Genomic DNA, 15,869 nt, shown 5'->3' on the forward strand with positions numbered 1-15,869 from the left:
TATGACTTTATCAGGGAATGCATTAGAATCAGAAAAAAATCGTTAAGGAAATCCTGTGTCGTCATTGTCGGGTTTAAACAGAAGCCTTGTTATTTTGGCCTCTTTGTTTGTTGTGCTAGCGGGCGTGAAGTTAGCAAGTGACATTATAGTCCCTTTTATTTTAGCCGCCTTTATTGCCATTATTTGTAATCCATTACTTCGATTCTTTGCACGCTTTCATATACCGAAAGGTCTCTCTATTGTGCTTATTATTTGTCTTATTAGTGCTGTTGGAATGAGTTTGGCAGGCCTTGTAGGACAATCACTTACCGACTTTTCTAAGCAACTTCCAGATTATAGAGAGCAGTTACAAGATAAATTTATTTGGCTTGTCGATATAGCAGCGCAGTACAATATTTTAATAGATAAAAATCAGTTAATCTCACTATTTGATCCTGGAAAAATGATTGATATGGCGACCAATATGCTAACCGGTTTTGGTGGGGTTATGGCCAACTTATTTTTAATCATTTTAACCGTGGTGTTTATGCTATTTGAAGCACCCATGTTAAGTAAAAAAGTGCATTTGGCACTAGATGATCCTGAAATGAAAATGCTACAAATTGACCGGTTTTTAGAATCTATTAACTCTTATCTCGCGATTAAAACTATGGTGTCGCTTGGTACTGGGTTTTGTGCGGGACTGTTACTTTGGATACTTAATGTCGACTATTTTGTGTTGTGGGCAGTGTTGGCTTTTTTACTGAATTACATCCCTAATATTGGGTCTATTATAGCGGCTATTCCTGCGGTTTTATTGGCTTTATTGACAGTTGGGCCTGTGGCATCTGGCATTGTGGCAATTGGCTATATTACGATAAATACCGTGATGGGTAATATTATCGAACCTCGCTTTATGGGCCGGGGCCTTGGTTTATCTACCTTAGTGGTATTTCTTTCGTTAATTTTCTGGGGGTGGTTGTTAGGCACTGTCGGTATGTTGCTGTCAGTTCCACTGACGATGATAGTAAAAATTGCTCTAGAAGCCACTGAAGAAGGCCAGTGGCTTGCGACCATGCTCGGAAATGGAGAAGTTAAAGTTCAATAAGGATGTTTTAAATCTTCGATGTGTCTTTTTAACATGCGGATTTTACATTTTTTATAAATAATGGCTGCTTTGGTTGCGTTGGGCATTTGATGTAAGTAACGCCACCGGCAGCTATCTTCAATATAGTTGTCTTGACGAATAAAGCTTCGCTCAACAATAGGGAGCAGTTGCGAATTCCCCGTATCTTGCTCGATCAAGTCCATATCAAGACGAAGTTTTGTGATCCAGGTTTTACGGGTACGTTCGAGGTTCCTGATGTTATTATCTAAACACACGATGTAATTTTTAGCCCGAGACGGGTGCGTGTCAGCTAAGGGTTCACAGTCTTTCAAAATGTCGAGATTTGCCTGCGCAAATGTCGACAACAATAGACAAGATAGTGATGTTAATAAGTACTTAGTTTTTTTCATAATTAAACTCAATCGTAAACCTAGCCCCACCCAGCGGTGAATTATCGATGTGTATTTGGCCGTGATAGGCGTTCACTAAATCAGAAACAATGGCCATGCCAACACCGTGTCCGGCTTCATATGTATCTAATCTTGCACCGCGTTTTAACAGCTCGGAACGCCGATGTTCCGGTACACCTGGCCCATCATCACAAATTTCAATACGCAAACCTTTTTTTTCTAATACAGAGATATTAATTTCGACTTGTTTTGCACAGGCTTTACAGGCGTTATCAATGATATTGCCAAGAATTTCCATTAAGTCGGTTTTATCGCCTAAAAACGCTAAACTGTCATCACAAGAGTACTGAAAATCAATGTGTTTATCATGATAAACCTTTCTCATTGCGTTGAGTATAGATTTTAGCACAGGTTCAATCACTGTTTGTTTTTTCCACGTATCTGACGCGCCAGTCGCGGCACGTTTTAATTGATGTTCTATCATGGCGTTAATACGATCTAGTTGTTCTTGCGCATCTGCGTCAGTTGCCATAGGGCTTGATTTAAGTACTGCGAGTGGAGTTTTAAGGGCGTGGGCCAAATCGCTTAAAGAGGCGCGGTAGCGTTCTTTTTGACGTCGTTGAGAGTCTAATAATAAATTTAAGTCAGCTTTGATTGTTTGCAACTCAATAGGGTATAAGCCACTGATTTTGTCTCTTTCTCCGGCTTCTACCTCTTTGATTTCTTTATCGAGTCGTTGCAGTGGTCTTGCATTCCAAATGAATCCGACGGCCATAAGACCTGTGATGATCACGCCCATCACCAGCATCCAATTTACGAGTGTATTTCTAAAGCCCGACATTTGTGCCACTAAGGCATCATTACTTTTTAAAAGCACGAATCTCGCGTGTTGACTTTGCTCTGCATTACCGAGTATCACCGTTAAGCTCAGTTGCCAGTATTTGGCACTGTTATACTCAACAAGCTCAAACTCGGCAGCACCAGCTCTGCCGTCAATAAATTCTGGCGTCACTGACAAGTTAACTGCTGACTCAGAATACCAAACAAGCGTTTGGTCTTGATATACCATAGCGAAGGTATCGGAATTAAGCCGGTTGAGTTCGGGAGCCAAAATAGTACGGGGCATTTCTATTCCGTCAGCAACAAATTCGACTTCAGAAATCAAAGAGTAGAGGTGGGCTTCTAGGGTTTTTTCTGTGGCATCAACCAGTGACGCATGGTAAGCGCGGCCTATAGAGAAAAACAGCGCCGGTAAAGCGATAATTAAAACAAAGACAAGGATGAATCCTTGCCTTATTTTTAAAGAGATTTGTGCTGCGTTTACCACTGACTTTTAAACCTATATCCTCTTCCTCGAAGTGTTTCAACAGGATTGAGTGTTCCGTCAGGATCAAGTTTTTTACGCAGTCTGAGTACGAACACCTCTATCACATTGGAATCAAGGTCAAAGTCCTGATCATAGATATGCTCTGTTAGCTCTGATTTAGAAATGACCTTTTGTGGATTCACCATAAGATATTCAAGCACTTTGTATTCATATGCGGTTAAAGACAGCTCTCGCTCATTTACCCACACTTGCTGCGAACGCGTATGAATTTTTATCGGACCGATGCTCATTTCTGGATTAGCTTGCCCTGCGCTTCTTCTAATAAGCGCGTTGCAGCGAGCAATGAGTTCTTCGAGGTGAAAAGGCTTGGTTAAGTAATCATCGGCACCCGCGTCGAGGCCCTCAACTTTATCTTGCCACCTATCGCGAGCAGTGAGGATTAATATAGGAATATCAATGCCTGCTGCACGGGCTTGGCGGATGATTTCAATCCCATTGAGCTTGGGCAACCCTAGGTCAATTACGGCCATATCAAGTGGGTATTCTTTGAGATGGAACAATCCTGATTCGCCATCATGACATAGGTCAATACTGTACTTTTCTTTTTCAAGTGTACTACGTAAATTCTCGGCCAGTTGAATATCATCTTCAATTACTAAAATTCGCATTTCTAATCCTTTTTGACCTCACCAGTCATCTTATTCACTTTGAGGTCTACAATACGACCGTTGCTTTGTAATATACGTACGATGAAGTGATCACCTTGCTCAGTGATCTTTAACGTTCTTCCAGCATAGCTTGCGAGTGCAAGTTCTACCGCCTGTTTTTTGGTAATTGTCTGCTCAGTAGGCTTTTCAGCACTTAGGGCACTGTTTGAGGTTAGAAACAAACCCAGTAGAAACAAACAAACTGACAATCGCATTTTACAAAGCTCCACGATCTTAAATTTACTTAACAAGAGTGTATAAGATTAGAAGTAAGGTGATTAACCTTTCCTGAACTTGCACCCGGATTAGAATACTTTTTTAAATGGTTTTACGGTACAGCCTGAATATACGCCAGCGATAAAATATGGATCATCATTGGCCCATTTTTTGGCATCTTCAAGAGACGCAAATTCTGCGATGAGTAAAGACCCTGTAAATCCTGCTTCACCTGGTTCAGTAGAATCAATAGCGGGTAATGGACCAGCAGTGACTAATCTGCCCTGTGTTTGTAATTCAGTTAATCTTGCTAGGTGCGCAGGTCTTGCGCCTAAGCGCTTTTCTAACGAATTTTCTACATCTGTAGAGTAGATCATGTATAACATAGCTTTGCTAATCAGTAAGATAAAATTTCCTTATATTAGTCTGATTTATATTACGTTGTAAACGTTGATGCGATTTGTGCAGGGCTTTAACGTTAAATACTTGAAAATGACACGCCAAGACTGTTAGAGTCGCTCGGATATTCATTAAAAAATAATAATAAGGTTGTCTGCATGAGTGCAAATCGTGAGCATTTTAGCTCCCGACTAGGGTTTATCTTAGCTGCAGCAGGATCTGCTGTTGGTATAGGTAACTTAGTTGGCTTTCCAGTATCGGCTACCAAAAATGGTGGTGGTGCTTTTTTATTAGTCTATGCGCTATTTGTGGCATTTATATGTCTCCCTGTAATGATGGCTGAAATGGCGATGGGTCGAAAGGCACAGCAAGACCCATACGGCGCATATAAAACATTATCTGGCAATGACAAGAAATGGTCATTCGCGGGAATGCTCGCTGTTCTGACTCCGTTTATGATCGCGGTATTCTACATGGTAATTACGGTATGGATATTTGGGTATCTTGCCCAAACAGCGATGGGTAATTTAGATGCACTCGCTGATCCGAATCATTTTGGGCAATTTATTAACCAATCAAGTGTGTTTTGGTACATGCTACTGGTAGGGGGGATTGTTAACCTGATCCTTGTTGGTGGTGTGAAGCAGGGGATTGAGAAAGCAGCGAAATTCTTAATGCCAGCTTTGTTTGTGTTGTTAATTGGTCTGGTTGCCTATGTGCTAACCCTTGATAATGCAATGGCGGGCGTGCGTTATTATGTTATTCCTGATTTTTCTAAAATGAATGCCAGTGTGTTAAATGGCGCTCTGTCACAAGCATTTTTCTCGTTATCGTTGGGTATGGGTATTTTAATGACCTATGCATCGTATATTTCTAAGAAAGAAGACATTGTTGGTGGCGCTAAAATGGTGGCAGTGACAGATTCATTGGTTGCGTTTATCGCCGGTTTAATGGTGTTACCTGCTATATTTAGCTTTAATCCTGCGACCAACCCAGATGAATTATCAGAGTCATCAGTGTCAATGATTTTTGTTTATTTACCTAAGATTTTATTAGCCATTCAATCAGATATTGGCTACACAGGTGCGTCAATTGTGGCATTTGTATTCTTCTTGTTGGTATTTTTTGCTGCAATAACGTCTTTGGTTTCTATTATCGAAGTACCTACAGCAGCATTAATTGAAGAAAAAAAGGTAAGCCGTAAAACCGCATTAATGATATTGGCTGGCTCAACAGGGGCATTAACCGTATTGTGTACTATGTCTTTCGGTATGGTTGATTGGTTAACTCAGTTTATGAGTTATGGCGGTGCCCCCAAGAGTCTGTTCGATTTAGTGTACGATGTTTTTTACGATACGATTTTACCGCTTAACGGTTTAATGGTGTGTCTATTCGTAATTTATCGCTGGAAGAAAATAAAACTGTCTGATGAGTTATCACAAGGGTGTGATGGCTATAAAGGAAGCTTCACTGAGAAATACGTGAACTTTTCACTGTCGACGTTTATCCCGGTTATTTTACTTATTATTTTTGTTAATACGGTCGCGACTAAGTTTTTTGCTGTGAGCTTATTTGGCTTTTAGTAACCACGAGTTGTGATTAAAATCCAGCATGAGTTGCTGGCTTTTTTGTTTTTACTGATCTTTTCTAATAAATGGTCTTGTCTATACGTAGGCATTGTTATGTGGGGAATGCGGTATCAGTGAGCAGGAAGTCGTTGCTCTCTTATCTGAGACATTTCATCGACTAATCAGTGACGAATGGTAAATTTTGTTTAAAAATGTGTGTTAATTAATAATAATCGTTTGGGATCTTTCATGTCATATAGAAACCGTCTTGCGGTCGCGATTTGCGCGTTATTACCCGTAATGGCTCACGCTGATAGCATTTTCACTGCCAAAGATATCTTTTCACTAGAATACGCCAGTGATGTGCAGCTTTCACCTGACGGTGAGCAAATAGTCTACGTACGTAACAGTAATGACGTTATGAATGACAGCAAACGTCGCAATCTGTGGTTGGTAAATACAAAAAACCATGAGCAGACGCCATTATTTTCAGGGGCAAATCAGTTTAGTCACCCTCGATGGTCTGCTGATGGTAAAAAAGTAGCATTCATCAGCAATGTATCTGGTACCACGCAAATACATGTACATTATTTAGCTGAAAATAGAACCGCGCTTCTGTCACAACTCACCTCTGGTGTGAGTAATTTAACTTGGTCACCTGACGGTAAGTGGCTTGCTTTTAGCCAACAAGTCAATGAAAAGCCAACAGTGGTTGCAAAAATGCCTGCAAAACCCAAAGGAGCTAACTGGTCTGAGCCTGCTATTGTTATCGATAAAGCCTATTATCAGGCTGATGGGCGTGGTTTGGTAAAACCAGGTTATAAGCAGATATTTGTTTTACCTAGCGAAGGTGGCACGCCAAGACAGTTAACCGCAGGTGAGTTTCACCACAGTGGCAAACTTGCATGGCGTCGTGATTCTAAATCGATAGTATTTTCTGCAAACAGAATTGCGGATTGGGAATATAAAAGATTAGAAGGTGATTTGTTCGAGATCAGTTTAGATAACAAATTAACTCAGCTTACGTCGGCTCCAGGTCGAGAGCATTCACCTAGTTTTTCTGAAAATGGTAAACAGTTAGCGTATTTAAGTGCTTCTAACGCACCAAATCCTTATCGTAACCACAAACTAAATATTATGACGTGGCGTACTAAAAAGTCAGAAATGATTGCCAGTGATTTTGACCGTTCGATACAAAATCCCACGTGGATTGGTTCATCTAAGCTCGCAATGTCGTATGACGATTTTGGCAAACGCAAGCTTGCGACCATTTCCACAAGCGGAAAAATTAAAGATTTAACCGATACCGTGTCAGGTACCACGTTAGGCCGACCTTATTTAAGTGGTTCATTTAGCGCTAACTACGCAGGTGATATTGCATATACATTAGGCACAAGTGAACGACCGTCAAACGTCGCGATGGTGAGTAAGCGTGGTAAGGTGCAGCAGTTAACGTCTTTGAACGAAGATTTACTCGCTCATAAACGACTTGGTAAAGTGCATGAGATCAATTACAAATCATCGTTTGATGGTGAAGCAATACAAGGTTGGTATATAACGCCTCCCAATTTTGATCCAGCTAAGAAATACCCACTACTGGTTGAAATTCATGGTGGTCCTCATTTAGCGTATGGTCCACATTTCTCAGCTGAATTACAACGATATGCCGCAGAGGGCTATGTGGTCTTTTATGATAATCACCGAGGGAGCAGCTCCTATGGCGAGCGCTTTGCGATGTTATTAAAGTATAAGTATAGCTCAAAAGAGGACTTTGCAGACCACGACTCAGGGGTGGATGCAATGCTAAAAACAGGCTTTATCGATGAGCAAAACTTATTTATTGCAGGGGGTTCTGCTGGTGGCATTGCAACAGCTTATGCTATTGGATTAACAGAGCGCTTTAATGCTGCCGTTGTTGTAAAGCCTGTAATTAACTGGCTTAGCAAAGTACTTACCGCAGATAGTGGCTTAACCCAGATCCCTACACAGTTTCCAGGGATGCCTTGGGAGCATGTTGAGCACTACTGGCAGCGTTCACCTATGTCTCTTGTTGGTAATGTGACAACACCAACCATGTTAATGACCGGTGAAGAGGATTTGCGAACACCGATGGCAGAGACTGAGCAGTATTATCAAGCATTAAAGCTACGCAAAATAGATACCGTTCTTATAAAAATACCGGGCGCACCACACGGCATTGCTGGTAGACCATCACGTATGATCAGTAAAATTGAGCATACCCTAGCGTGGTTTGAAAAATATAAGAAATAGCGTTTATTAGGTAGAAGCATATAAAATTTATATGCTTCTACTCACTTTAGTACACTTGCGTTTTATAATGGTAAAGTGTAAAACTCGAGCATTAACTTAAAATGCCCATCGTTGATGTACTCATTTGACAGTATCTTACCTTGACCTGTCACATAGTCACCTTCAAAAGAATGGACTAACTCTCCTTCCATTACCACTTGCTGTTTGTTCTTTGACCAGTATATGCGTATGCCTTGCTTCGTGCCTCTAAATGATGAGAAGTAATCACTAAACTCTCTTTCTTTCCCTTTTATTGGGTTTAATTCAAAATCAACATTATCTAGCATATTTTGTCCGTAAGAACTAAAAACAGCTAATTGAAATGTGTCATTAATAATGGTGTCAAAATCCCACCATGGTTTATTCGTCTGACTGAGCTCAGCACTTGCGGCCAATAGGGGCACTTCAAAGTGGCGTTTCATAATAGACTTCTGTGCATGTTGAGCATAAATAGTATCAATAACTACTAACTCTTGAGAGCTGAGACGCGTGTGTTCCCCGTGTTCAAACTCACTAATAGATTTTGCGATGAGGTGATCTTCAAGTGACTTTAATACCTTGTCTGTGATCTTAACCTTGTTCATACTGATATCGTCTCATTTAATTTGTTACTGTGATTGAGAAAGTAGATGTCTAAATTTGCTAAATTTGAGCTGTGAAGTTCTAAATCTAATTCAGACTCTTTGACTCGGTGTGAGAGTTTATTTACAAATCTTGATATGTGGGTAATTGCAGTATTACCTTGAAACCCATGTGATTGGCCTAATTGCTTTTGTGTTTGCCCACTTTGTCTAAATGACAGTGAGAAAAAATCAAAAAACAAAGCTTGCTTACGTTGATCTTTTTCTTGACCAATCGTTTCGAGTAGCAAATTTATGAATTGGGATGCATTTTTGTCAACTTTTGTTCTTTGAAGTGGAGTTGCATTAGGCGTTGGTAGCATTTCAAATATATTACTGGCATGTTCCGAATTATGACTATCATAAACATGGATTAATTGCACTGAGCTGTTCTCGTCAGACGAGCTTGCTATTTCGCTCGGTGATTTCCGACGAAATGTGACATTGTTACTCATGTCTAAATATACACACTCAAAGGCTCGATAAGTATACGCTTTTAATAGGTGATTGAACTCTTTTTGAATGCTTAACCTATCTTCGCAAACTGTACTATTATCTAGTGTTAGTTCTCGTTGCGTCGCTTTTATCACCTTTAACAAAGTTTCTTGAATGAGTGCTTCAGTATCAATTCGGTGATCTGATATTGATTTTTTGTTAGTGAGAAATTTAATAAAGCGGTAAGCCTCTTGCACCGATTTTTTTTGATGAAACCACATCCACACCTCCTTAACTATTTTTATGAAAACTGCATTTTTTAGGTCTAGGGCTTTATTACTGTAGGACAGTTTAAAGCGTCAATTTTATAGCTAAATTTATCACGGGCTTTGAGCCAGTCAGAGCTTGGGTTGTTAATTATATGTTTTTCGGTGAGGGCTTTCCCCAACAAAAAGTAGTTGCATGCAGTATTATTTTGTTCCAGCTCTGCATTAATGTAGCCAAGGTTAAAGAGCTTTTTCCTATGACTTGTCTTATAACTTACATTCCTTGGCTGTTTCTGTATTAACATTGAAGAGATCACTTTTGCTTTCTCAAAGTACTCTATTGCCGACAGCCTGTTTCCTGAGCTGTATAAATGATTTGCAACTTTCGAGTATATGCTTTGCAGCAAATTCGCAAATTGTAAATTACTTTCATTTTGATTAACAAGCTGTACAGCTGTTTCAATTGCTAATTGATAGTATTTCATACTCATTGATGGAGAGTTCGTTTTTGCGTAATAGTGGGCGTAGGCGCTATATAGCTCGGCGGTGTGGCCAAGCCAATCTATATTTGTACTGTCTAACTTTCTGAGTTTTTTGGCAATTTCCATACCGGAAATAAAGTATGCTTGTGCTTTATCAAATTGTCTTTTAGCGACAGAGCGTTTACCTAATCGAGTTGCAAGTAATAATTGTGCAACTTGAATATGGATATTGTCAGGATCTTTAATTGAATAAGCATGTGCGATCTCATCTGCACTTTCGTAATAGTTATATGACTCAGCTCTATTGGAACTAGACTCGGCAAGATTGATATAAGTTCTTAGTAAATTGTATTTCAGAGTTAGATGGTTAGGGTCATTATCTAATTGCGCTTCTAAAATAGCTTTAGCTTGGAGCAGTAGAGGGATTGCCTGTGAGTCTGAATCGGACGTCAGAGCAAGGCTCCGTAAAATATCAACTTTTAGGTTATTAACCTGTTGTATTGTCTTTTTCGGGAAAGATAAGCTATTGAGATCTGCCAGCAGGCTATTGAGCTCAACTCTTGCTGGGATCACGTCACCGGAGTCCATGGCGATGATATTTAATTTTGTAGAAATCTCTATTATGAGTAATTGTATTTTATTGGACTTTTCAGCGATTGTATCAGCCAAAACAAGTGCTTCCATAAAGACGCGGCGAGCTTCCTCAGATTCACCATGTTTGAGTAGGAGTGCGCCGAGTTGGTAGTTAAATTCAACAATGACCTGCGTTTGAGCATTACTTTTTGAGGTAAGAGTTGTAAAGGTTGCTAGTTTATTCTGTACCGCATCTAGCGCTTTTTTAATTGTATCTACATGACTAGAGTCATCTTGTCTCAGCGTTTTTATACGTATTAATAGTAGGCGCAACTTGTCAACATCTGACAGTGGTAATTCGTCAACACTTTCAATCAGCTTTGATAAATGCTGGTTAAGGTACTTTCGTTGATATGTTGGTAAATACTGAGTTAAAAGGGGCTCTAACGAATCAATGTTGATGAGTACTGTTTCTTTTAAACTAGCAAGAGCATTACTTGCTTTAAGTTGTTCTTCCTGTATTTGTTGTTTTTGTAAATAGGCGAAGATAGCAGAACCAAAAGCAACACAAAATAAAATACTGGTGCTAACAAGTTGGCGTTTCTGATGTTTGTTTTTTTGCTCTAGAGATGACTGGTAGCCTTGTTGAGATTGCATTATATAGTCGCGAACTTCTTGCAAGGAAACCGTACCAGGTTGACTTAGATATTTCGTGCCTTCACGAAGTTCATATTTGCTCAGAGCATAAGCTTGTTTTTCTTGCGCACCATTGATGCATTGCTTCCAAAGTATAAACTTGGCTTCGATGCCATGAAACCATTGCAGATAACTTTTCTTATCGTTGAGCCAAATATAAAAGCGTGGCCAAATTTGTTGATCCAAGGATAAATCTTCAGCAACAGTAATGAGGCAATCATGCGTTAGTTTTACGTATGGTGGTGATTTATGAACTTGATGTCTAATAATGAGTTGCTTTTCGATTAACTCATTGACCAACTCTTTTAAGTGTGGGTAATTCTGTATCAATACAGGGAAATCTACATGTTTTGCATAGCTATTGCCATTTAAATTAACGCCGATAAATAGTTCAAAAAATTGCTCTGTTAATTGTTCGTGCTGGCTAAGGATCCGCTCTGCTTGTTTATATATGACGCCGGTTAATTTGTTCAGCTGATAATATTGAGCATGGGTAAGTTGTTTTGGGTGCTCTGTTTTTATTGCTAAGCCATGCATTTGTGTGAGCAGGTACTCGACAGCTGGCAGTCCATGCGATAGTTTCAGAGCTTCTGTTTGTATTGTTTGGGCAAGTCCTGATTCTAATGATAGACCTAGTGCTATGGACTGGTGTTCGATAATGTTTATCCAGCTTTTGGCAGATAAGCTATGAGTAACATAAAAGTCGTGGCCTATCATATCGGTGTAATGAAGGTATTCACTACGAATACTAACAATCATCGTGATAGGCGTTATTTGACCAAGTAATGTAAGCGACCGCAGAACTTGGCTATTTAAATCTAGGTCATATAATTCTTCAAATTGATCAATGAACCAAATATATTGCGCTTTATGAGCAGTTAAATGTGCTGAAATTTCATCAAGGTAAGTCGTATTTTGTTGCAGTAAACTGTCAACAAATTGCGCAATAGGGATCTCGAGCATTGATAAGATCACACTAAAGCCAGCATTGCTTGAAGACACAAAATCAGTAAGCAGTTCGTGGCTGTTAGCGAATTGTCTCGGCGCAGCAATATGCCATTTTAAGCTCGGTTGTTCTTTGAGCAAAGTTGGAAGTAGGCCAGCTTTTATCAAACTTGATTTGCCACTGCCTGAAACGCCATGTACCTTTATAAGTGACGGCTTTTCGTTATATAGAGTATGTAAATCTGCAATTTGTTTTTCTCGACCAAAAAAATAAAAAGCATCATAGGGGTCAAAACTACATAAGCCCTTAAAAGTAAGCGCTTCAGCCACTACAGAGCCGTCGAAGTCATGGCTAAGTAAGGTTTGAATCGCTTGGCTAATATGCTTGACTGTGTGTAAAGATCCCCCTTTACTAGTGACTTCATTCAGCAGAGCTGGCGTAATATCAGTGTCGTTAGCGCTTGGCACAAAGATAGTAAAAGCTTGATTTGGGTACTTCTGCATCGAATTGAGTGCACCCATAATTTTTTCGTTGATATGCCCAACACCATGAACATTTCCACTTGAGGACACTTCACCAGTCGCGAAAATGTGCTCGATAAGGGGCTCGTGTTTGTCTAGATGCTTTCGATAAGCAAGTGCGACTCCTAAGGAATAACCTAAACCAACACTCGTACTTTCTGATTGTAAATTAATATTTTCTTGCTCATCGCAAAATAGGTCTAACTCAATAAAGAACTGGTTTTGTTGTCTGTCTAGTGGATTTAATGTCATGAATGCTGCTTCAGCAGCCATAGTGAAATAATTGAGTTGTTCGTTAAGTTTGTAACCAAATGCAAGGACAAGGTTGTTTGACAGCTTGACTTTAACTTTTTGCTGGTCTTTTGGCTTAATGAATCTAAATCTGGGTTGATAGGTAAAGCGCTTATCAGATAAAAGAATATGCATCAGTTTTTGCTCTTATAATTTATGCGACATGATATCGTTTATAGCGTTGTTAGTTACTGTTATCAGCATGGGGTGGTAATAAGTGCAGATACTAACTTGTATTTTTTAGATAATAACGGAATTAAATAACTAAAATAACAAACGGTAAAAATTAATTTTCCTAAATTAAGTAGGTTAGATTACTTATTCATTTCTAATTGTTACTTTGATACAGCTCATCTGCGCTTTTTTGAATTAATCTTCATTTTTTCCTTAAAAATTCATATTTCTGTTATTTTTCTATAATTTTGTCGTTTTATTGACCATAAGTGCGATACATAAATTAAAAATACAACTCGCACTTACTTTTACAGGATGTGAAAAGTTGCTTATTTAGTTTGAGCACAAAGAAAGCTGAAAATGGAGATGTCAGCTTTCTTTTTCTTCTATTTCACACCCGTTACTAATATCGATTATAGAACTCATATCGGAGAACTTATGAAAAAGAACAGTATAAAAAGTAAGAAATATCTGATGGTTATGTTATTTAGTTTAGTTTCCCTTGGTGTTAAATCGAATCAAAATACAGATATGAAAGAGTATTTAGTTCAATTTCATTCAGGGCAGATCAATGATGAATTAATGCAAGATTTAGACGTGATGTGGCGTCGCGAAGACGTCATTTTTGCCAAAGGAAAATTAAATCAGCAACAGGCTAATGCTCTTATAGGAATATCAGGTGTTGTTGTTGAAGAGAATCCGAATTTATCACTCAATGCAGGCTCAGTTCATTCTGTAAGCGTCAGCTCTGAAAATGCTAAAGCACTGAAGTACAAAGAGCTTGAACCTTACTGGTTACGTGCAACAGCAATTGATAAATTGCCGCAAGTGGCAAATAGTATTCCAGTATGTGTCATTGATTCAGGGCTAGATGCTGAACATCCGGATTTACCAAACAGTACGACGGGATACCACAGTACGTATGCTGGCTTTTGGAATAAGGACGCGTTTAGTCATGGTACACATATTACAGGGATCATTGCTGCTCAAGAAAATGGCATTGGTATTAAAGGTGCGTTAAGCGATCCGGCACCCAGTTTACACATTAGTAAGTTGATCAAGACAGCTAATGGGGAGAACTCAACAATTTGGGGTAGTAGCTTAATAGAAGCCATAGAAGTGTGTGCCAGTGTCGGCGCGAAAGTAATTAATATGTCTTTGAGTGGGGAACATTACTCTCGGGTAATGGTTGAGGTGATCGATAGGCTTTCCTATGATAAAGGTATTATTTTTGTGGGGGCTGCGGGAAATCATGGTTCAACTTCTGGTAAATTAAATGATTATCATCATGATGCGTTACATTACCCTGCGTCATATCACAATGTACTCTCTATTGGTGCATTGAATGATAGTGGAACTGTGGCTGACTTCTCACCAATTAACAATAAAATTGATTTTGTCACACCAGGTACAAAGATAGTTTCAACTGCAAATCGTTATCATTTTGCTATACAAAGTATTCAGTTAGAAACTCAACAAGGCGTTACCCATATTCCATACACACAGATTGATACTGGAGCGGCCCAATCTCCAGAGAAAATTGTGGTAAACGATTCATGTAGATACACACTGACAGGTCAAGATCTCACTGACATTTTAACTTTGAACGATTTGTCTGATGCAACATCAATAGCACTTCAGGGAGTTGAATTGAATTGTAAGGAAAGTGGAGGTGACTTGGTAATTATTGATTATCTCAGTAGCGTGAACTTTAGGCTGTCTGGCTTACCATTTTATACCGAGTATCCAACAGCTTTGATTCACAATAACTCTGAGTTATTAGCCGCTAACACGTCGCTTACGGTAGGTTACTATAATGATGACTATGTTGTCGGCGCGGGTACCTCTCAAGCAGCTGCAATTATGACTGGGGGTATCGCGAAGTTATGGTCCCAAAATCAACAATGGACAAGAGACGAGGTCATTAATGCATTGAAACAAACGAGCTTAGACCTTGGTAAAGTTGGCCAAGATACTCGGTATGGCTATGGGCTGCCAGATTTCGCAAAAGCATATGAATACTTGTTATCGGGGCAGACTCAGGCGTGCCCTCAAAATTGGTACGGAAATAAAGCGTATTCAAAAGGTGAAACAGTCGTTTATAACGGGGAGATATTTGTGAGTGACTATTGGTCTAAAGGAGAAGTTCCAAGTGTCAGCAGTAATAAATGGACGAGCAATGGATTTTGCGACAGTTCAACAAGTAGTCCCCAAGAAATGAATGGTGACGCATTTCATTTGATGAATTTAACTGGGTTAGAAACAGAGGAATCTGAGTATTCATGTAAAGGTCTCACATTAGGGTGTGGTGGGTAGAAACGTCATATAGACTTAGGTAGTTTGTTATAGCCACCTTATTAAAAAGAATGTGCAGCTTAGCTTCCGTAAAGATTCGGAAGTTAAGCTGCAAAACTACTATTTTTTATTTAAAGTAATGATTGACTTTATGGGAAAATCCTATACTATTGGTCTCAGCTTAAAAGTAATACCTTTTATACACTCCATTTCGAAGCTTTATTAGTATCTCGTCCTGTAGTTTTTAAATATCATTTATTTTTTGTGCTATTACGTCTGACTCTGATGATAGTCAGCAATTTCTTTTTATATACAGGATATACATTATGTCTAATACAGTTACTGGTACAGTAAAATGGTTCAACGAGTCTAAAGGCTTCGGTTTCATCGCACAAGAAAATGGCGCAGACGTTTTTGCTCATTTCAGCGCAATCAAAAGCGAAGGTTTCAAAACTTTAGCTGAAGGCCAACGTGTAGAGTTCACTCTTTCACAAGGTCAGAAAGGTCCTCAAGCTGACAACATCGTTCCACTTTAATTTTAAAGTG

General features: G+C 39.2%; 13 protein-coding genes. 5 read left to right on the top strand and 8 right to left on the bottom strand.

Features of this window, described 5'->3' with window-relative positions; translation table 11 throughout:
* The first annotated feature begins 55 nt into the window (after positions 1-55).
* Positions 56-1,087, top strand: a complete 1,032-nt coding sequence (locus BGP78_RS22210; RefSeq protein WP_119863453.1) for an AI-2E family transporter — start codon at positions 56-58, stop codon at positions 1,085-1,087.
* On the opposite strand, the gene BGP78_RS22215 is transcribed toward BGP78_RS22210, so the two are convergent.
* The 5 genes from BGP78_RS22215 to BGP78_RS22235 form a co-directional block, all read right to left on the bottom strand.
* Positions 1,081-1,497, bottom strand: coding sequence for a hypothetical protein (locus BGP78_RS22215; RefSeq protein WP_119863454.1), 417 nt, complete (start codon positions 1,495-1,497; stop codon positions 1,081-1,083). The genes BGP78_RS22210 and BGP78_RS22215 overlap by 7 nt on opposite strands.
* Positions 1,484-2,824 carry an ATP-binding protein gene (locus BGP78_RS22220; protein ID WP_119863455.1) on the bottom strand — a complete coding sequence of 447 codons (1,341 nt, stop codon included), beginning with the start codon at positions 2,822-2,824 and terminating at the stop codon, positions 1,484-1,486. Before BGP78_RS22220 ends, BGP78_RS22215 begins: the two co-directional genes overlap by 14 nt.
* Positions 2,818-3,492, bottom strand: coding sequence for a response regulator transcription factor (locus tag BGP78_RS22225; protein ID WP_119863456.1), 675 nt, complete (start codon positions 3,490-3,492; stop codon positions 2,818-2,820). The genes BGP78_RS22220 and BGP78_RS22225 overlap by 7 nt, the downstream gene beginning before the upstream one ends.
* Positions 3,493-3,494: 2 nt before the next feature.
* Positions 3,495-3,746, bottom strand: coding sequence for a PepSY domain-containing protein (locus BGP78_RS22230; RefSeq protein WP_119863457.1), 252 nt, complete (start codon positions 3,744-3,746; stop codon positions 3,495-3,497).
* Between the two features lie 90 nt (positions 3,747-3,836).
* On the bottom strand, positions 3,837-4,133 hold the full coding sequence (locus BGP78_RS22235; RefSeq protein WP_119863458.1) for a YciI family protein: 297 nt from the start codon (positions 4,131-4,133) through the stop codon (positions 3,837-3,839).
* A 171-nt stretch (positions 4,134-4,304) separates the two neighbouring features.
* On the opposite strand from BGP78_RS22235, the gene BGP78_RS22240 reads away from it, so the two are divergent.
* Both BGP78_RS22240 and BGP78_RS22245 read left to right on the top strand, forming a co-directional pair.
* A complete protein-coding gene (locus tag BGP78_RS22240; RefSeq protein WP_119863459.1) occupies positions 4,305-5,729 on the top strand; it encodes a sodium-dependent transporter in 1,425 nt (474 codons plus the stop codon).
* A gap of 234 nt (positions 5,730-5,963) precedes the next feature.
* Positions 5,964-7,985, top strand: coding sequence for a S9 family peptidase (locus BGP78_RS22245; protein ID WP_119863460.1), 2,022 nt, complete (start codon positions 5,964-5,966; stop codon positions 7,983-7,985).
* 62 nt (positions 7,986-8,047) lie between these two features.
* On the opposite strand, the gene BGP78_RS22250 is transcribed toward BGP78_RS22245, so the two are convergent.
* The 3 genes from BGP78_RS22250 to BGP78_RS22260 are packed head-to-tail and all read right to left on the bottom strand — an operon-like array spanning position 8,048 to position 12,989.
* Positions 8,048-8,608, bottom strand: coding sequence for a hypothetical protein (locus tag BGP78_RS22250; RefSeq protein WP_119863461.1), 561 nt, complete (start codon positions 8,606-8,608; stop codon positions 8,048-8,050).
* A complete protein-coding gene (locus BGP78_RS22255; protein WP_119863462.1) occupies positions 8,605-9,360 on the bottom strand; it encodes a hypothetical protein in 756 nt (251 codons plus the stop codon). Before BGP78_RS22255 ends, BGP78_RS22250 begins: the two co-directional genes overlap by 4 nt.
* Before the next feature lie 44 nt (positions 9,361-9,404).
* On the bottom strand, positions 9,405-12,989 hold the full coding sequence (locus tag BGP78_RS22260) for an ATP-binding protein (protein ID WP_119863463.1): 3,585 nt from the start codon (positions 12,987-12,989) through the stop codon (positions 9,405-9,407).
* A gap of 477 nt (positions 12,990-13,466) precedes the next feature.
* On the opposite strand from BGP78_RS22260, the gene BGP78_RS22265 reads away from it, so the two are divergent.
* Together BGP78_RS22265 and BGP78_RS22270 are read left to right on the top strand one after the other, a co-directional pair.
* Entirely contained in the window at positions 13,467-15,344 is a 1,878-nt protein-coding gene (locus BGP78_RS22265; RefSeq protein ID WP_182912368.1) for a S8 family serine peptidase, read from the top strand.
* A 305-nt stretch (positions 15,345-15,649) separates the two neighbouring features.
* A complete protein-coding gene (locus tag BGP78_RS22270) occupies positions 15,650-15,859 on the top strand; it encodes a cold-shock protein (RefSeq protein WP_010363226.1) in 210 nt (69 codons plus the stop codon).
* Positions 15,860-15,869: the final 10 nt, after the last annotated feature.

This window comes from Pseudoalteromonas sp. MSK9-3, assembly GCF_003590335.1.
GTDB lineage: Bacteria > Pseudomonadota > Gammaproteobacteria > Enterobacterales > Alteromonadaceae > Pseudoalteromonas.